Source organism: Pseudomonas sp. B23(2017), assembly GCF_002113725.1.
Taxonomy (GTDB): domain Bacteria; phylum Pseudomonadota; class Gammaproteobacteria; order Pseudomonadales; family Pseudomonadaceae; genus Aquipseudomonas; species Aquipseudomonas putida_Z.
This window is the reverse complement of record NZ_NEJM01000018.1, coordinates 122,816-140,777: the sequence shown is the minus strand read 5'-3', so window position 1 is coordinate 140,777 and position 17,962 is coordinate 122,816. Positions and strand designations below refer to the sequence as shown.

Sequence of the window (17,962 nt, the reverse complement as noted above, 5' to 3'; positions counted from 1 at the left end):
GGGCATCGGCGGCGGTGGGCTTTTCTGCGCAGGCCACGAGCAGGATGAAACTGGAGGCCGCGATCAGCTGACGGGTTTTCCAGCGGGGGAGAAGACTGAGGAGCATTCACAGATCCAGAATTGCAGGTCAGGTGATGACCATACCATGCCTGCGCTTTCGATGCTTTCATGCAGCCAAAAAGTAGGAAGCCTCCCAATCTCTCGATTGGAAGGCTTCGCGGCGGTAGCTACCTTTGCCCTTGTTCGGCTGTTCCTGGCGGCAGCGGAACAGCGGTTGGGCGATGATCGACTTGGCCTTGTTGGGGCCGTGCTTTTTCGGCTTTTTGCTCATGGCGGGGTTCCCGGGTTGGGTGGGTTTCGCGGCGCACTGTAGGGCTTGGGGCAGGGTGGGGCCAATTGATTGTGTTTATGGTCGAGATGCTGGGGCATTGCAGCCCTGTGGGAGCGGGCGTGCCCGCGAACACCGGCGAAGCCGGTGCCATCCACCGTGTCGCCTGATTCGCGGGCATGCCCGCTCCCACAGCGGCCCCAGTTACTCGGGAGGCAGTGTCAGGCGCTGGCCGGCCATCAGCAGCGACAAGCGCGCCAGGCCGGTCCACGGCGAGCCCTCTGCCTGGCCCTTGATCTGTGCATCGATACGCTGGGCATCTTGCAGCAACTGCGCCCAGCGCTGCGCCGACAGGCGCTGCAGGGCCTTGCTGACCAGTGGCCGGCGTTTGTCCCAGATCGGCGGGCGGGCCTGGCTGAAGGCCTTGTCCAGCGGTACACCCTGGCTGAACTGCTGGGCCAGCCCGGCCAGCTGGCGCAGCTCACGGGCCAGGGCCCAGAGAATCACTGGTGGCTCAACGCCTTCACCGCGCAAGCCTTCGAGCATGCGCAAGGCATGCGCGGCTTCGCCGTTGAGAATGGCATCGACCAGGCCGAAGACATCGAAGCGGGCGCTGTCGGCGACGGCGGCCTGCACGGTCTCCACGGTGATCTGGTTACCTTCGGCAAGCAGCTTGAGCTTTTCGATTTCCTGTGCGGCCGCCAGCAGGTTGCCTTCCACGCGCGCGGCAATCAGGTCGACGGCGTCACGCTGTGCCGACAGGCCGGCCTGCTGCAGGCGCTGGTTGATCCACTGCGGCAGCTGGTGCACATCCACCGGCCAGATCTGGATGAACTGGCAGTGGGCGCCTTCGATCAGCGCCTTGCCCCACTTGGTCTTCTGTGCACTGCCGTCGAGCTTGGGCAGGCTGACCAGCAGCAGGGTGTCTTCGGCAGGGTTGGCGCAGTATTCCATCAGCGCAGCAGCGCCCTTGTCACCGGGCTTGCCCGAGGGCAGGCGCAATTCCAGCAGGCGGCGCTGGGCGAACAGGGACAGGCTGGCGCCAGCCTGGAGCAGGGTGCCCCAGTCGAAATTGGCGTCGGCACTGAATACCTGGCGTTCGTCGAAGCCCTGCTGGCGCGCGGCGTTGCGGATGGCGTCGGCGGCTTCCTGGCACAGCAGCGGGTCGTCGCCGCTGACCACGTAGACTGGTGCCAGGGCGCCTTGCAGGTGCTTGTTGAGTTGGGCGGGGGCGAGCTTCATGGGAAACAGGCGGGGCACCCGAAGGTACCCCGCTCGGGCTTAGTTGCCCGGTACTTCCAGTGGCGACTGCTGAGGCGTCTCGGCCTGCTGGCGGCGAGCGGCCTCCAGCGCAGCGGCTTCGGCCTTGGCACGCTCGTCGGCTTGACGCTGCAGCTCGTCCAGCTGGGACGGGGTCAGCATTTGCAGACGAACGACCATGGCGTTGACCAGGTCGCGACGCATTTCTTCGCGGGCGCGGTTGGCTTCCTGCTCGGAGCCGGTGATGTTCGAGCCGTCACGCAAGTAGATCTTGCGCACTTCCACCTTGTCGCTCATCAGCTCCAGGTTGTTCAGGCCCTGGATGCTGTAGTTCAGCACGGTGGTCAGCTCGTATTCGGCGGTACGGTTGCCGCTGTTGTAGGTCGCCGAGCGCTCGCGCTCCTGCTCGTTGGTCAGCACCAGGCGGTACGGTGCGCCAGCGTGCACGTTGACACCGCTACGCTGCAGTACTTCACGCAGCTGGACCACGGTCGGGCCGTAGGCGTTGCGCGCACTGACGTCCATTTCCTTCACGCTCAGTTCGGTAGAGCCGGTGCCGCGCAGCTGGAAACCGCAGGCGCTGAGCATGACCGCCAGGCCAATTACCAGCAAATTGCGTTTGATCATGTTGTTGCTCCCTTGTGGGCCTGTTCGCCCGCCCGCAGTGGCTGCGGGCGGGCGTTGCCATCAGTTGGCGACGATGTTGACCAGCTTGCCCGGTACCACGATGACCTTGCGGATGGTCAGGCCATCGATGAAGCGCAGGACGTTCTCGTTGCTGCGCGCGGCGGCTTCGATTTCTTCGCGGCTGGCGGCGGCCGGCATTTCGACCTGGCCACGCAGCTTGCCGTTGACCTGTACCACCAGGGTGACGGTGTCCTGTACCAGGGCTGCCTCGTCGACGGCTGGCCAGCTGGCGTCGATGACGGCCTGCTGGTGGCCCAGCTGTTGCCACAGCTCGTGGGAGATGTGCGGGGTGATCGGTGCCAGCAGCAGGGTGACGGCCTCCAGGCCTTCCTGCAGCAGGGCACGGTCCTGTTCAGTGGCCTGCGGGGCCTTTTCCAGCACGTTCATCACGGTCATCACCTGGGCGATGGCGGTGTTGAACTTGTGGAACTGGCCTACGTCGGTGCTGGCCTGCTTGATGGCGGCGTGGATGGCGCGGCGGATGACCTTCTGCGCGTCGTCCAGGGCGGCGACATCCAGCTTGCCCGGCAGGCCTTGGGCCACGTGGGCCTGGGCCAGGCGCCAGACGCGGCGCAGGAAGCGGCTGGCGCCTTCGACGCCGGAGTCGGACCATTCCAGGCTCATGTCGGGCGGCGAGGCGAACATCATGAACAGGCGGCAGGTGTCGGCGCCGTACTGGTCGATCATCGATTGCGGGTCGACGCCGTTGTTCTTCGACTTCGACATCTTCTCGGTGCCACCGATTTCCACCGGCAGCCCGTCAGTCTTCAGGCGGGCGCCAATGATCTTGGCCTTGGCATCGCGCTCGACTTCGACATCGGCCGGGTTGAACCAGTCCTTGCCGCCGTTGCTGGCCACACGGTAGTAGGTTTCGGCGACCACCATGCCCTGGGTCAGCAGGTTCTTGAACGGCTCGTTCGAGGTGACCAGGCCCTCGTCACGCATCAGCTTGTGGAAGAAGCGCGCGTACAGCAGGTGCAGGATGGCGTGCTCGATACCGCCGATGTACTGGTCGACCGGCAGCCAGTGGTTGGCCGCTTTCGGGTCGACCATGCCACCTTCGTAGTTCGGCGAGGCGTAGCGGGCGAAGTACCACGACGACTCGACGAAGGTGTCCATGGTGTCGGTTTCGCGCTTGGCCGCGGTGCCGCATTTCGGGCAGCTGCACTCGTAGAATTCAGGCATGCGCGCCAGCGGCGAACCGGCACCGTCCGGCACCACGTTCTCTGGCAGGGTGACCGGCAGCTGGTCTTCCGGCACCGGTACGTCGCCGCAGGACGGGCAGTGGATGATCGGGATCGGGCAGCCCCAGTAGCGCTGGCGGCTGATACCCCAGTCGCGCAGGCGGAACTGGGTACGCGATTTGCCCAGCTCCTTGCGGATCAGGGCGGCTTCGATGGCGTCGAAGGCACCGGCGAAGTCGAGGCCGTCGAACTCGCCGGAGTTGATCAGCTGGCCGTGCTCGCCATAGGCGGCCAGCCACTCGTTGCCGACTTCGTCGCCAGCGCTGGTGCGCACCACGGCCTTGACCGGCAGTTTGTACTTGTGGGCGAACTCGAAGTCGCGCTCGTCGTGGGCAGGCACGGCCATGACGGCGCCATCGCCGTAGTGCATCAGCACGTAGTTGGCGACCCATACCGGCAGCTTCTCGCCGGTCAGCGGGTGCTCGACCAGCAGGGAAGTGGCCATGCCCTTCTTCTCCTGGGTGGCCATGTCGGCTTCGGCAACGCTGCCGCTCTTGCACTCGTCGATGAACGCCTGCAGCGCCGGGTTGCCCTGGGCGGCCTGGGTGGCCAGCGGGTGTTCGGCGGCGACGGCGACGTAGGTGGCGCCCATCAGCGTGTCGGGACGGGTGGTGAAGACCTTGAGGGTGCCTTCGTGGCCGATGCTGGCCAGGTCGAACGGGAACTGCACTTCCATGCCGCGCGACTTGCCGATCCAGTTGCGCTGCATGGTCTTGACCTGCTCAGGCCAGCCCGGCAGCTCGTCGAGGCTTTCCAGCAGCTCGTCGGCGTAGTCGGTGATGCGGAAGTAGTACATCGGAATTTCGCGCTTCTCGATCAGCGCGCCCGAACGCCAGCCACGGCCGTCGATGACCTGCTCGTTGGCCAGTACGGTCTGGTCCGCCGGGTCCCAGTTCACGGTACCGTTCTTGCGGTAGATGATGCCTTTCTCGAACAGGCGGGTGAACAGCCACTGCTCCCAACGGTAGTAGTCGGGCTTGCAGGTGGTGACTTCACGTGCCCAGTCGATGGCCAGGCCCAGGCTCTTGAGCTGGGTCTTCATGTAGTCGATGTTTTCGTACGTCCACTTGGCCGGGGCGACGTTGTTCTTCATCGCCGCGTTTTCCGCGGGCATGCCGAAAGCGTCCCAGCCCATCGGCTGCAGGACGTTCTTGCCCAGCATGCGCTGGTAGCGGGCAATCACGTCACCGATGGTGTAGTTGCGCACGTGGCCCATGTGTAGCTTGCCGCTCGGGTACGGGAACATCGACAGGCAGTAGTAGGTGTCCTTGCCTGGCTGTTCGGTAACAGCGAACGATTGTTGCTCGTCCCAGAAGTTCTGGGCGGCGGCTTCGATATCACGGGGCGTGTATTGTTCGTGCATGGCTACTTTTTGCTGAGAGAGAAGAGACCTTGTTCCAGGCAGCGGAACCTCGCTGCGTCCGGCACTCCGGTGTCGTTTAGAGTGAACGCCGTAGCATACAGCAGCGCCGCGCATCGTGGGAAACCTTCGTTGCGAATGCCCGCTGGTCGCGGCACACGGCTGCTTTTTGCAACGACGCTAAGCTCAGGTGTGGGGGGAGATATTCTTATCTTCAATGAGGTGAACGGATGGGAGAGACGCAGCTACCCGCAATCAGACCGGAGCTATACGAACGCCTGATCGACCGGCTTGGCCTGGCGCTGGAGGTGGCCAGGACCTCGGTGCGATTGCGCGACGAAATGCCAGCCGAGCTGGAGTTGCGTGGCCTGAGCCACGCAGAGTTCGAACTGATCAAGGCCTACCTGGATTCCCTCCCGGAGCGCCACAATGCCTGTGTCGGCAGTTACCCACAAGCGGAGCCGACATCGGCCAAGATCATCTGGCTCAAGGACAAGAAACGCCCCGCCAGCACGGCGAGATCCAGGACGCTGCCACATCGCTAGCCGTTCAGGACGCCAGGCGCAGGCTATCGCGCGCCGGTTCTTCAAAATTTGCACAGCTCACGATCGGCGCCGGCCGCACCCTTGTTGACCGGCGTCGATCCTTCTAGGCTGCACGCCTGCCAAGGAGGTGTGGCCAATGCCGATCCGATTCTTCGTCAAACAATGGCTGATGCCGCCAGGCGTCCTGTTCCTGCTGCTGCTTGTGGCGTGGTGGCTGCGCCGTCGCCGGCCCAGGCTGGCAGCGCTGTGTTTTGCCGTGGGCCTTGGTGGCCTGTGGCTGATGAGCCTGCCGCTGGTGGTGCAGGAAACCGCTCGTGCGCTGGAGACGGAAGCGCCGCTGGCGGTAAGCGATTGGGCCGGCCTGGCAAGCCGGGCGGATGCCATCGTGGTGCTGGGCGCGGGGCGTGAGCGGGGTGACCCGGCCTGGGGTGGTAGCGACCAGCCCACGGCCACGGCGCTGGAGCGCATGCGCTTCGCCGCGCGGCTGGCCAAGGCTTCGGGCTTGCCGGTGCTGACCAGTGGCGGGTTGCACTATGGCACGCCGCCGAGCGAGGCGCGGTTGATGGCTGATCGCCTGCGTGAAGATTTCGGCATCGAGGTGAAATGGCGGGAAGAGGGCAGCCGCACGACCTGGGAGAATGCCCGGCTGACGGCCAAGGTGTTGCAGCCATTGGGGATTCGCCGGGTGGTCGTGGTGACCCAGGCGTGGCACATGCAGCGCTCGCGCTGGAGCTTCGAGCAGGCGGGGTTCGAGGTGGTGCCGGCGCCGGTCGGGTTCCTCGGGCGCGATCATGCGCGGCCGTTCGGTGGGTTGCTGCCGGAGAGCCGGGCGATGTGGCAGAGCGGGCAGTTGCTCAATGAAGTGGCGGGGCTGGTGGGGTATCGGCTGTTCTACTGAGCCACAAGTTCATGCAAGCCTCTGTGGGAGCGGCCTTGTGTCGCGAAAGGGCTGCGCAGCAGCCCCGGGATTTCAGTGTCGGTGCATAGATTGCCGGGGCCGCTTTGCGGCCCTTTCGCGACACAAGGCCGCTCCCACAGGGCCACGTATAACTTGTTAGACAGTCTTCGCTATACGGCCCGCCAGCAACGCCCAACCCAGCAGCAATGCGCAGACTATCGCCAGCGGCCACGACCGCCATTGCAGGTACGGCGTCAGTTTCTGCATCGGCACCACTTCGCCATACAGCACCGCCTGCTGGAACTGCGGTACCTGCGTGGTAATGCGGCCAAACGGGTCGATCAGCGCGGTCACGCCGTTGTTGGTGGCGCGGATCATCCAGCGGCCGGCTTCCAGCGCGCGCATCTGTGCCATCTGCAGGTGCTGCAACGGGCCGATCGAGGTGCCGAACCATGTGTCGTTGCTGATGGTCAGCAGCAGGTCGCTGCGGGCCGCCAGGCCAGCGGCGAATTCGGGGTAGACCACTTCGTAACAGATGTAAGGCGCAATCTGGTAGCCCTTGGCCTGCAGCAGCGGCTGGTCTTCCGGCCCGCGGGCGAAGTCCGACATGGGCAGGTTGAAGAACTCGATCAGGCCGCGCAGCATGTCCTGCAGCGGCACATACTCGCCAAACGGCACCAGCTTCTGCTTGAGGTAGGTGCCATCGCCTTCACCGGTGACGGTGATGCCGTTGTAGTAGCGGCGCTGGTGGTGCACCACTTCACGCACCGGCACGCCGGTGATCAGCGCCGAATGCCGTTCGGCGGCGAACCGGCCCATCACATCGATGTAGCCTTGGGCCTGGTCCTTGAGTACCGGGACCGCGGTTTCCGGCCACACCAGCAGGTCCACCGGCCTGGAGCTGAAACTCAGGTCACGGTACAGCGCCAGTTGCGCGTCGATGTGTGCCGGGTCCCATTTCAGGTCCTGCTCGACATTGCCCTGGATGGCCGCCACTTTCAGCGGGTCGCCCGCCGGCTTGGTCCAGGCATGTCCTTTGAGCGCCAGGCCCAGCACCCACGGGGCCAGCAACAGCAGGCAACCCGCCGCCAGGAACGAGGGGCGGGCGCGCAGGCGGTGCAGGTTGCACAGCAGCGCAGCGGTCAGGGCCAGGGCGAAGGAAATCAGCCACACGCCGCCCAGCGGTGCCAGGCCGGCCAGCGGGCCGTCCAGCTGGCTGTAGCCGGCGTAGAGCCAGGGGAAACCGGTCAGGAACCAGCCTCGGAAGGCCTCTTGCAGCAGCCACAGGGCGGCGAAGCACAAGGCGTCGGCCAGTGGTGCCTCGGTGCGCCGCAACCAGCGTGCCCAAAGCCAGGTGGGCAGGGCGAAGAACCAGGCCAGGGCGGCGAAGAATGCCAGCAGCAGCAGGATCGCCAGCAGCGGCGAGGCGCCGCCGTAGGTGTTCATGCTTACGTAGATCCACCAGGTGCCGGCACCGTACAGGCCGAAGCCGAACCACCAGCCACGCCACATGGCCTGGCGCGGGCTGAGCTCGCGCAGGCCAAGGTAGAGCAGGGCGATGGACAACACGGCCAGGGGCCAGATGTCGAACGGCGCCAGGGCCAGGAGGGTGGAGGCACCGGCCGCCAGGGCCAGCAGGTTACCGGGCCAGCCGGGGCGGGTGATCCAACGCATGTTTGTCCTTAACGGGTGATCGGTGTCAGGCGCAGCAAGTGTATCCGCCGGCTGTCGGCATTGAGAATACGGAACTTGTAAGGGCCGATCTCGGTGGTTTCGTTGCGCTTGGGCAGGTGACCGAAGGCGCTCATCACCAGGCCGCCGACCGTGTCGAACTCGTCATCGGAGAATTCGCTGTCGAAGAACTCGTTGAAGTTCTCGATCGGGGTAAGCGCCTTGACCAGGAAGTCACCGCTGGGCAGCGGCTTGATGTAGCTGTCTTCCTCGACATCGTGCTCGTCCTCGATGTCGCCGACGATCTGCTCCAGCACGTCCTCGATGGTGACCAGGCCGGCCACGCCGCCGTACTCGTCGATGACGATGGCCATGTGGTTATGGTTGGCGCGGAACTCGCGCAGCAGCACGTTCAGGCGCTTGGACTCGGGCACGAAAGTGGCCGGGCGCAGCAGGTCCTTGATGTTGAAGCTGTCGCCGTTCTCCTTGAGGATCAGCGGCAGCAGGTCCTTGGCGAGCAGGATCCCGAGCACATCGTCGTGGCTTTCGCCGATCACCGGGTAGCGCGAGTGCGCGGCGTCGATCACTGCCGGCAGGAACTCGCGCGGCGACTGGCTGGCCTTGATGCTGATCATCTGCGAACGCGGCACCATGATGTCGCGAACCTGCAGGTCGGCCACCTGGATGGCGCCTTCGACGATGGTCAGCGCTTCGCTGTCCAGCAGTTTGTTCTGATGGGCTTCGCGCAGCAGTTCAAGGAGTTGCTGGCGGTTTTTCGGCTCATGGGCAAAAGCCTGGGTCAGTTTACCCAGCCAGGACTTCTGCCCGTTGCTCGATCGATCTTCGCTCATGGCGGTTCTCGTGATCCTTCGTGTATCAGTGTGTGATGGTGTCGGTTTCATCGTCGGCGTACGGGTCTGGATGACCCAGTTCTGCCAGCAATTCCCGTTCCAGGCCTTCCATTTCCTCGGCTTCCTCATCTTCGATGTGGTCGTAGCCGAGCAGGTGCAGGCAACCGTGGATGACCAGGTGTGCCCAGTGCGCTTCCAGCGACTTGCCCTGTTCGGCGGCTTCGCGCTCGACCACCGGCACGCAGATCACCAGGTCGCCCAGCAGCGGGATATCGAGCAGGTCGTCGGGGACGTCGGCCGGGAACGACAGCACATTGGTCGCGTAGTCCTTGTGCCGGTAGGTGTGGTTCAGCTCGCGGCCTTCGGCTTCGTCGACCAGGCGAATGGTCATTTCCGAATCGGCGCTGCGCTGGCGCAGTGCCAGTTCGCACCAGCGGCGAAAGGCGGTGTCATCCGGGGCGGCAGCATCCGTGGCCCGTTGAATATCGAGTTCAAGCATCTTTGCCGGGCGCCTCGGGCTTGGCCTGGCGGGCATCGAAGCGGTCGTAGGCCTCGACAATGCGCTGCACCAGTGGGTGACGAACCACATCTTTGGGTTGGAAGTGGGTGAAACTGATCCCCGGAACGTCCCTCAGCACCTCGATGACGTGCGCCAGGCCCGACTTGGTGCCACGGGGCAGGTCGACCTGGGTGATGTCACCGGTGATGACCGCGGTGGAGCCGAAGCCGATACGGGTGAGGAACATCTTCATCTGTTCCAGCGTGGTGTTCTGGCTCTCGTCGAGGATGATGAAGCTGTTGTTCAGGGTGCGGCCACGCATGTAGGCCAGCGGGGCGATCTCGATCACCTGGCGCTCGATCAGCTTGGCCACGTGTTCGAAGCCGAGCATTTCGTACAGGGCGTCGTATAGCGGGCGCAGGTACGGGTCGATCTTCTGGGCCAGGTCGCCGGGCAGGAAGCCGAGCTTTTCGCCCGCCTCGACCGCCGGGCGCACCAGCAGGATACGGCGCACCTGTTCGCGTTCCAGCGCGTCCACGGCGCAGGCCACGGCCAGGTAGGTCTTGCCGGTACCGGCCGGGCCGATGCCGAAGTTGATGTCGTTGGCCAGGATTTCCTTGACGTAGCGTTGCTGGTTGACCCCGCGCGGGCGGATGTTGCCCTTGCGCGTGCGCAGCGACACGCTGACCTCGTTGACGGCCGGGTTGTCAATGTTCTCGACGGTCGATTCCTGCAGGTACAGGTGAACGGTTTCCGGCGACAGGTCGCTGGCCTTGGTCTCGCGGTAGAGCCGGCGCAGCAGTTGTTCGGCAGCGGAGGTGGTCTTGGGTTCGCCGATCAGCTCGAACTGATTGCCGCGGTTGCGGATCTCGATGGCCAGGCGCTGTTCGATCAGGCGCAGGTGCTCGTCGAACTGGCCGCACAAGTTGGCGAAACGGTGGGCCTCGAAAGGTTCGAGGATGAAACGATGGGGTTGTATGGGTGCGTTCAAGGTCGTTTTTAGCCGCTCGACGGCAATGGATGTGAACTCAAGAATAACCCTTGAATGGCAGTGGCGAAAGCACTGAAACGTTCAACGGTATGTATGGCCTGTTCCGGCCTCTTCGCGGGCACGCCCGCTCCCACAGGTACCGCACCGCTTCGAAGGTGGGTGCAATACCTGTGGGAGCGGGCTTGCCCGCGAAGGGGCCGGTACAGGTATGATGCCCGCCTTTTCTTACGCATGTGTTATCCCGACGAACATGAGCAAACGCGAACCTGCCATCTATAAAGTGATCTTCCTCAACCAGGGGCAGGTCTTCGAGATGTATGCCAAGCAGATCTACCAGAGCGACCTGTGGGGGTTCCTGGAAATCGAGGAGTTCGTGTTCGGCGAGCGTTCGCAGCTGGTGGTGGACCCGAGCGAGGAGAAGCTCAAGAGCCAGTTCGATGGGGTGATCCGCAGCTTCGTGCCGATGCACTCGATCGTCCGCATCGACGAGGTGGAGCGCCTGGGCACGGCGAAGATCAGCGAAGCCAAGGGCGGCGGCAACGTGATGCCGTTCCCCATGCCGATGCCGGAAAAGTAACCCTCAGGGGAGTGGCGAGAACGGCGTGCGCCCTTCGGCGTTCTGCAGTTCCAGCAGGTACTTGCGGAAGATCTGGCCGAGCACCTGGGTGGCATGCTCCAGTTCGTCGCGGGGCATTTGCTCGGTCACTTCGTCGGCCATGTCCAGCGCATCCTCGGCGCCGTTGACCGCAGCCATCTTCAGCAGGATGTAGGCCTGCACATTGTTGGCCTTGACCCCTTCGCCACGGAAGAACATGGCGCCCAGGCGGTACTGGGCCTCGGCATGGCCTTGCAGCGAGGCCTTTTCGAACCAGTTCAGGGCTTTGCTCAGGTTTTTCGGCGTTTGCGTGTAGTAGTACTCGCCCAGTTCGAATTGCGCCTGGGCGTCCCCCGTCGTTGCCGTCTGCTCACAAGCCTTGAGGGCGTTTGCCAGGTCTTCAGGCTGGACATTCAAGGTGCAGCGGCCCGTCGCCGGAATGAGCAACGAGTTACCGCCCTCCGCCAGGGCCAGCAGGGGCTGAAGAAGCAACAGGCAGCCCAGGGTCAGGGCGCGGCCGGTGCGGTTCATGGGGATCGACTTACCTCTGCAAAGCTGCGGCCAATGTCTCTGGTGGCACATTATGGGATAAGCAGCGCCAACCTTACAAAGTTTTACTCGAATTTCTGCTTGGTTGGGGAAGTCAGCTGATTGTGCATGGGTATTTGTTGCCTGTACCGGCCTCTTCGCGGGTGAACCCGCTCCCACAGGGACCGCACCGCTTTCACTGGTGCGCAGTCCCTGTGGGAGCGGGTTTACCCGCGAAAGGGCCGGTACAGACACTGCATTACTTCAGGGCTGCAAAAGCCTTTTCAGCCGCATCCAGGGTGATCTGCAGCTCCTTGTCGCCATGGGCGATGGAGGTGAAGCCGGCCTCGAATGCGCTCGGCGCCAGGTACACGCCACCATCGAGCATCAGGTGGAAGAAGCGCTTGAAGCGCTCGGCATCGCTGGCCATCACGTCTTCGAAGGTGACGATGTCGTCGGCACCGCTGAAGTACAGGCCGAACATGGCACCGGCCTGGGTGGTGACGAACGGTACGCCAGCAGCATCGGCGCGCTGTTGCAGGCCGTCGAGCATGCGGCTGGTGTAGTCGGTCAGCTCGGCGTGGAAGCCCGGGCGGCTGATCAGCTTCAGGGTGGTCAGGCCGGCGGCCATGGCCAGCGGGTTACCCGACAGGGTGCCGGCCTGGTAGACCGGGCCGAGCGGGGCGATGCAGCCCATGATTTCACGCTTGCCGCCGAAGCAGCCGACCGGCATGCCGCCACCGACGATCTTGCCGAAGGTCGACAGGTCCGGCTTGATGCCGTAGTGGCCCTGGGCGCCGCCGAGCGAAACGCGGAAACCGGTCATCACTTCGTCGAAGATCAACACCACGCCGTGCTTGTCGCACTGCTCGCGCAGGCCTTCGAGGAAGCCTGGCGCCGGCGGTACGCAGTTCATGTTGCCGGCTACCGGCTCGACGATGATGCAGGCTACGGTCTGGCCGACTTCGGCCAGGGTTTTCTTGACGGCGGCGATGTCGTTGAACGGCAGGGTCAGGGTGTGCTTGGCGAAGTCCGCCGGCACGCCCGCCGAGCTCGGCACGCCCTGGGTCAGCAGGCCGGAGCCGGCTTTTACCAGCAGGCTGTCGGAGTGGCCGTGGTAGCAGCCTTCGAACTTGATGATGGCGTCACGGCCGGTGTAGCCACGGGCCAGGCGGATGGCGCTCATGGTGGCTTCGGTGCCCGAGCTGACCATGCGCACCATCTCCATGGACGGCACCAGCGAGCAGACCAGGTCGGCCATCTCGGTTTCCATGGCGGTCGGGGCACCATAGGACAGGCCGTGCTCCAGCTGCCTGCGTACCGAGTCCAGTACCTCCGGGTGGCCGTGGCCGAGGATCATCGGGCCCCAGGAGCCGACGTAGTCGACGTAGCGCTTGTCATCCTCGTCAACGACGTAGGCGCCTTCGGCATGCTTGAAGAACAGCGGCGTGCCGCCAACGCTCTTGAAAGCGCGGACCGGCGAGTTGACGCCACCGGGGATGTGCTTCTGGGCTTGGGCGAACAGGGCTTCGGAACGGGACATGGGAGGATCTCTCGAATCAGGATGCGAACAAGGCGTTGAAGGCGCGGGCGCGGCGGGTGACTTCCTGCGCGCTGTCGGCACCGAACAGGCCGTGGATCACCGCCAGCAGGTCGGCGCCATGGGCGACCAGCGGGGCGGCGTTGTCGAGGGTAATGCCGCCGATCACCGCGATCGGCAGTTTCACCTGGGCACGGGCCTGCTCCAGCAGTTCGATGTTGGCAGCAGGTGCACCCGGCTTGGTGACGGAATTGAAGAAGCGGCCAAAGGCCACGTAGCTGGCGCCTTCGCTGGCAGCCTGGGCGGCCAGTTCGAGGCTGGCATGACAGGTGGAACCGATGATCGCCTGGCGGCCGAGCAGGGCGCGGGCCGGGGTCAGCGGGCCGTCGGTCTGGCCCAGGTGCACGCCGACGCCCAGGCGCGCGGCCAGTTCGGCGTCGTCGTTGATGAGCAACTGGGTGCCGTAGCGCTCGCAGAGCTTCAGCAGCCCTTCGGCTTCACGCAGGCGGCGCGCCGCGTCGTCACTTTTGTCGCGATACTGCAGCAGGCACACGCCGCCTTCCAGTGCCGCCTCGACATGGGACAGGAAACGGCCAGCGAGCAGCTGGCTGTCGGTGATGGCGTACAGACCGCGTAGCTTCATTGGAGGCCTCGTGTCAGGAGCAGAAATCCAGCGGCAGACGGCGCGGCACGAACTGGCCCTTGCCCAGCTGTTCGGCGTCACGCAGGGTGCGCCAGGTGTAGTCCAGGGCGCTGCGGACGGCGCTTTCCAGCTGCTCGCCGAGGGCCAGGCGGCCGGCCAGGGCGCTGGCCAGGGTGCAGCCCGAGCCGTGGTAGCTGCCCGGCAGGCGCTGGCAGGTCCAGGTGTGGTGCTGGCCGTCGCGGCTGTACAGGCGGTTGTGAATTTCGTCTTCGTCGCCGTGACCGCCGGTAATCAGCAGGTGTCTACAGAACGGCAACAGTTTCTCGGCACACTCGTCGGCGGTGCCTTCGGGCAGTTCGGCAAGGATGCGGGCTTCGGGCAGGTTCGGCGTGGCGATGGTCGCCAGCGGCAGCAGGCGTTCGCGCAGGGCGTAGCCCACTTCGTCCTTGCCCAGGCGGCCACCACCACCGGCACGCAGCACCGGGTCGCAGACCAGTGGCAGGTGCGGGTGGGCGGCCAGCAGTTCGGCGACGGTGTCGACCATTTCGATCGAACCGAGCATGCCGAGCTTGACGGCGGCCACCGTGGAATCGGCCAGAACGGCGTTGGCCTGGGCCAGCACCCACTCGCGGTCGAGCACGCGGAAGTCGGAAACGTTGACGGTATCCTGCACGGTCAGGGCGGTCACTGCGGGTGCTGCGTGACAGCCTTGGGCGATCAGGGCTTCGATATCTGCCTGCAGGCCGGCGCCGCCACTGGGGTCGTGGCCGGAGAGACAGAGGACAACGGGGCGGGAGCTGTAGGTATTCATGGTCGGCGAGCTTACCACCAATCCTGTTTGGGCGGATCGTCCTACAAACGAGTTTTGTTGATCATGAGGTCAGTTTTTTGCCGGTTTAATTTCTGAAAGCATTGATTTAGAGCCTTTTCTTTGTGATTGGATATGGTCGATTGCCAGGTTGCGAAGCTATGCTAGAGTGCTCGGATAACTCTACAAACGGGTTCTGCCGGATCGTGTCGTCTCAAACGGATGGGAGGCAACCGCGACTCGACCGGACAGGCCATGCTGGGGCTGTATGCGCTATTTGCTGATTGTGCTTCTGGGCTTGCTGCCCGTGCTGGCCGGGGCGGTCGATTTCGACGACGCTACGCGGCATCTTCCGCTGGGCAAGGCCATGCAGGTTTATGAAGACCTCGATGGCAGCGCCAGCATCGCCCAGGTCAGTGCCCCTGGGTTCGCCAAGCATTTTCGCCCCCACCACGAAGACGTGCTGAACGCCGGTTATTCCACCTCGGTGTTCTGGCTCAAGGTCGAACTGCGCCCTGCCGCCGCGCCTGGCGCCGCCCCACGGCAATGGCTACTGGAACTGGCCTATCCGCCGCTGGACCACCTCGAGCTGTACCTGCCCGACAGCAGTGGCAGTTACCGCCTGGCCCGGCGCACCGGCGACGCCTTGCCCTACCAAAGCCGGCAGATCCTGCAGAACAACTACCTGTTCGAACTGCAGCTGCCGCCTGGCCAGGTGACCACCGCCTACCTGCGCCTGCACAGCCAGGGTTCGGTGCAGGCGCCGCTGGCGCTGTGGTCCGCCCAGGCCTACATGGAGGAGCAGCCCACGCGCCTGTATGTGCTGGGGATGATCTACGGCGTGCTGCTGGTGATGCTGGTGTACAACCTGTTCATCTACCTCAGCGTGCGCGACGTCAGCTACCTCTATTACATCCTCTATATCGCCTCGTTCGGCTTTTACCAGGTGTCGGTGAATGGCGCCGGTGTGGCCTACTTCTGGCCGGACAGCCCGTGGTGGGCGAATGCTTCGACGCCGTTGTTCATCGGGGCCGCTGGCCTGTTCGGCTGCCAGTTCGCCCGGCATTTCCTGCAACTGGGCAGCATCAGCCGTGGTCTCGACCGGCTGCTGCAGCTGCTGATGCTGGGTGGCGCGCTGGTCATGGTGCTGGCGGTGAGCATGCCCTACGGCGTCGCCCTGCGCATGGCCACGGTGCTGGCGTTGCTGTTTACCGTGAGCATCTTCGCTGCCGGGCTGTACGCCTGGTGGCGTGGCTTGCGCGTGGCACGCTGGTTCATCATCGCCTGGACGGCATTCCTGCTCGGTGGCCTGGTCAACACCCTGATGGTGCTGGGCTACCTGCCGAACGTGTTCATCACCATGTATGCCAGCCAGCTGGGGTCGGCGCTGGAGGTGGCCTTGCTGTCGCTGGCGCTGGCCGACCGCATCAACAGCCTGCGCGAGCAGCAGGCGCAGACCTTGCGAGACACCGGGCGCACGCTGGAACAACTGAACCTGCAACTGGCCAGGAGCAACCGGCTGAAAGACGAATTCCTGGCCAGCGTGACCCATGAGCTGCGCACGCCGATGAATGGTGTGATCGGCTCGCTGGAGCTGATGCATACCCTGCCGATGGAGGCCGAGATGGCCCAGTACCACCGCACGGCGGTGGGCTCGGCCCAGGGCATGATGGATATGGTCGATGCCATTCTTACCCTGTCCGAACTGCAGGCCGGCCGCCTGCGCGCGCAGCCGGCGCCATTCAGCCTGCGTGACCTGCTGCAGGGCGTGCGTGCCGGTTATGCCGGGCAGGCTTTGGGCAAAGGCTTGTACCTGAGCCTGGACATCCCGGCCGATGTGCCGGACGGGTTGCTGGGCGATGCTCAGAAGCTGGCCCGCTGCCTGGGGTGCCTGGTGGACAACGGTTTGAAGTTTACCCACCAGGGCGGGGTGATGATCCAGGTGCGCGGGCGCCGGGTGGGGCCTGACGACCTGGCGCTGACCTTCATGGTCAGCGACAGCGGTATCGGCTTCGATGACCTCGATCAGGCGACCTTGTACCAGCGCTTCTTCCAGGTCGATGGCTCGATGACCCGGCGTTATGGCGGGCTGGGGATTGGTTTGTCGATCTGCCGGCAGATGGGGGAATTGCTGGGGGCACGGTTGTCGCATGAGTCGACGCGGGGGTTGGGGAGCCGGTTCGAGTTGAGTTTGAACATGGCGGTTTCGCAGGTGCAGATGAGCCCGAGCATCCAGCAGGTGCGGCGTTCGCTGTAGGTCTTATTGGGGCTGCTTTGCAGCCCTTCGCGGGCACGCCCGCTCCTACAGGTTTGGTGCTCAGCCCAAATAAATGCGCGATCCCCTTGTGGGAGCGGGCGTGCCCGCGAAGGGCCGCAAAGCGGCCCCAAGAAACCCACAGGCTACAACAACTCCAGACTCTTCCTACGCACTGGCACTGGAAACTGCGCCAACTGCGAAATACCCTACAACCCCTGTCGACACGCGTCTGATTGTTCCTGCAAATCCCGCGCTCTAGGCTTTTCCAGTCGCTGACGGTTCAGCGATCGGGTGTGGAAACCTGGCAAGACATATGATGTTTGTTGACACGACAGCTGTACGCGGGAGGCTTTCGAGCCTACCGGGTTTCATCATATGCCTGGTTTTCCACCCCGTGTGCAGCTGTCACCCCAATGTGTGGAAACGGACGGGTGGCACATAACCAATATGATGACCAATCCATGACCGACGAAACCAAAACCACCCCTGGCGTTACCTATTTCTACCAAGGCGAAGGCCAAACCCATCCACTGTTCCGCATTGCCGAGGGCATCCCCTGTCGCAGCGCCCGTGAGCAGGCCTCGGAGCTGATGGGCTATGCGCGGGACTTGTCGTTTACCGGTTTGATGGATGGCGACCAGCAAATGATGTGGGCTTCACACTACTTCGCAGCAATGGCCAAGGCGCTGTTGGATGATGCCGAGCTGGGTTTGATGCGCTGAGGTTTGTTTGGCTGCACCGGCCCTTTCGCGGATGAACCCGCTCCCACAGGAGTTGTGCATAGACTGAAAGATGCGCTATCTCCGTGGAAGCGGGTCCCCCGCGGTGAGTCCTCAGGCAAGACCAGGCATCGCGGGTTACTGCATTAATGGTGCGTAAGCCGACAAAAAGCCTAAAAGAGCGGCGATGGGCATCCAGCAGATACGGGAGCTCTCATTTAATCAGTTTCATTAGGAAATATGTCGCTACCCAGGCAATACCAATGGTGTTTAGCGAGGATGCAATAAGTATTTTTCTTCTTAAATGCCTAGGGAATTGTAAGTGGTCTTGCTCATCCAATAGTCCGCTCCGAATGCTTGAGGCGGGGGTTCCAATGGCACCCGCGATTACAGAAATAACTAGAATTCTGGAACCTATTCTTTTCTCTCCCCACATGGCGGTCGCAAATGGGAGGCACGCGCTCCGTTGGAGTGCTGAGGTCATTTCCTTATACTGGCGAGAGCATGCAATGTGAAGATCAGATGCAAGCCCGATTAA

General features: G+C 63.8%; 17 protein-coding genes. 5 read left to right on the top strand and 12 right to left on the bottom strand.

Annotation, left to right across the window (positions count from 1 at the left end; all coding sequences use genetic code 11):
• Window positions 1-166 precede the first annotated feature (166 nt).
• The 4 genes from arfA to leuS form a co-directional block, all read right to left on the bottom strand.
• Window positions 167-331 (bottom strand): alternative ribosome rescue factor ArfA, encoded by a 165-nt coding sequence (gene arfA, locus CAG46_RS24440; RefSeq protein ID WP_003257578.1) that lies wholly within the window; start codon window positions 329-331, stop codon window positions 167-169.
• Window positions 332-532: 201 nt separating this feature from the next.
• Window positions 533-1,570, bottom strand: a complete 1,038-nt coding sequence (holA, locus tag CAG46_RS24435) for a DNA polymerase III subunit delta (protein ID WP_025340761.1) — start codon at window positions 1,568-1,570, stop codon at window positions 533-535.
• A 39-nt stretch (window positions 1,571-1,609) separates the two neighbouring features.
• The gene (lptE, locus tag CAG46_RS24430) at window positions 1,610-2,215 is read right to left on the bottom strand and encodes an LPS assembly lipoprotein LptE (RefSeq protein ID WP_015271935.1); all 606 of its coding nucleotides are present in this window, start codon (window positions 2,213-2,215) and stop codon (window positions 1,610-1,612) included.
• A gap of 60 nt (window positions 2,216-2,275) precedes the next feature.
• On the bottom strand, window positions 2,276-4,882 hold the full coding sequence (gene leuS, locus CAG46_RS24425; protein WP_085617991.1) for a leucine--tRNA ligase: 2,607 nt from the start codon (window positions 4,880-4,882) through the stop codon (window positions 2,276-2,278).
• Between the two features lie 227 nt (window positions 4,883-5,109).
• On the opposite strand from leuS, the gene CAG46_RS24420 reads away from it, so the two are divergent.
• Both CAG46_RS24420 and CAG46_RS24415 read left to right on the top strand, forming a co-directional pair.
• Window positions 5,110-5,424, top strand: a complete 315-nt coding sequence (locus tag CAG46_RS24420) for a hypothetical protein (protein WP_003257582.1) — start codon at window positions 5,110-5,112, stop codon at window positions 5,422-5,424.
• A gap of 136 nt (window positions 5,425-5,560) precedes the next feature.
• Window positions 5,561-6,322 carry a YdcF family protein gene (locus tag CAG46_RS24415; RefSeq protein ID WP_085617989.1) on the top strand — a complete coding sequence of 254 codons (762 nt, stop codon included), beginning with the start codon at window positions 5,561-5,563 and terminating at the stop codon, window positions 6,320-6,322.
• Window positions 6,323-6,478: 156 nt separating this feature from the next.
• Here CAG46_RS24415 and lnt read toward each other — a convergent pair whose 3' ends face one another.
• The 4 genes from lnt to CAG46_RS24390 are packed head-to-tail and all read right to left on the bottom strand — an operon-like array spanning window position 6,479 to window position 10,334.
• Window positions 6,479-7,996 (bottom strand): apolipoprotein N-acyltransferase, encoded by a 1,518-nt coding sequence (gene lnt, locus CAG46_RS24405; RefSeq protein WP_085617985.1) that lies wholly within the window; start codon window positions 7,994-7,996, stop codon window positions 6,479-6,481.
• Between the two features lie 8 nt (window positions 7,997-8,004).
• On the bottom strand, window positions 8,005-8,844 hold the full coding sequence (locus tag CAG46_RS24400) for an HlyC/CorC family transporter (RefSeq protein ID WP_003257584.1): 840 nt from the start codon (window positions 8,842-8,844) through the stop codon (window positions 8,005-8,007).
• Between the two features lie 25 nt (window positions 8,845-8,869).
• Complete coding sequence (ybeY, locus tag CAG46_RS24395; RefSeq protein ID WP_015271932.1) at window positions 8,870-9,343, bottom strand: rRNA maturation RNase YbeY; 474 nt, start codon at window positions 9,341-9,343, stop codon at window positions 8,870-8,872.
• Window positions 9,336-10,334 (bottom strand): PhoH family protein, encoded by a 999-nt coding sequence (locus CAG46_RS24390; RefSeq protein ID WP_039613560.1) that lies wholly within the window; start codon window positions 10,332-10,334, stop codon window positions 9,336-9,338. Before CAG46_RS24390 ends, ybeY begins: the two co-directional genes overlap by 8 nt.
• Window positions 10,335-10,584: 250 nt before the next feature.
• On the opposite strand from CAG46_RS24390, the gene CAG46_RS24385 reads away from it, so the two are divergent.
• Complete coding sequence (locus CAG46_RS24385; RefSeq protein ID WP_013974341.1) at window positions 10,585-10,911, top strand: DUF1820 family protein; 327 nt, start codon at window positions 10,585-10,587, stop codon at window positions 10,909-10,911.
• Window positions 10,912-10,914: 3 nt separating this feature from the next.
• Here CAG46_RS24385 and CAG46_RS24380 read toward each other — a convergent pair whose 3' ends face one another.
• From CAG46_RS24380 to CAG46_RS24365, 4 genes are all read right to left on the bottom strand, one after another.
• Window positions 10,915-11,460 (bottom strand): tetratricopeptide repeat protein, encoded by a 546-nt coding sequence (locus CAG46_RS24380; protein ID WP_085617983.1) that lies wholly within the window; start codon window positions 11,458-11,460, stop codon window positions 10,915-10,917.
• Window positions 11,461-11,716: 256 nt separating this feature from the next.
• Window positions 11,717-13,000 carry a glutamate-1-semialdehyde 2,1-aminomutase gene (gene hemL / locus CAG46_RS24375; RefSeq protein ID WP_085617981.1) on the bottom strand — a complete coding sequence of 428 codons (1,284 nt, stop codon included), beginning with the start codon at window positions 12,998-13,000 and terminating at the stop codon, window positions 11,717-11,719.
• A gap of 16 nt (window positions 13,001-13,016) precedes the next feature.
• A complete protein-coding gene (gene thiE / locus CAG46_RS24370) occupies window positions 13,017-13,640 on the bottom strand; it encodes a thiamine phosphate synthase (RefSeq protein WP_025340753.1) in 624 nt (207 codons plus the stop codon).
• Window positions 13,641-13,653: 13 nt separating this feature from the next.
• A complete protein-coding gene (locus CAG46_RS24365) occupies window positions 13,654-14,451 on the bottom strand; it encodes a hydroxymethylpyrimidine/phosphomethylpyrimidine kinase (RefSeq protein WP_061550648.1) in 798 nt (265 codons plus the stop codon).
• 265 nt (window positions 14,452-14,716) lie between these two features.
• Here CAG46_RS24365 and CAG46_RS24360 point away from each other — a divergent pair, with 265 nt between their 5' ends.
• Both CAG46_RS24360 and CAG46_RS24355 read left to right on the top strand, forming a co-directional pair.
• On the top strand, window positions 14,717-16,705 hold the full coding sequence (locus tag CAG46_RS24360; RefSeq protein WP_085617979.1) for a hybrid sensor histidine kinase/response regulator: 1,989 nt from the start codon (window positions 14,717-14,719) through the stop codon (window positions 16,703-16,705).
• Window positions 16,706-17,166: 461 nt separating this feature from the next.
• Window positions 17,167-17,427, top strand: a complete 261-nt coding sequence (locus CAG46_RS24355) for a DUF3077 domain-containing protein (RefSeq protein ID WP_085617977.1) — start codon at window positions 17,167-17,169, stop codon at window positions 17,425-17,427.
• The last annotated feature ends 535 nt before the right edge of the window (window positions 17,428-17,962 follow it).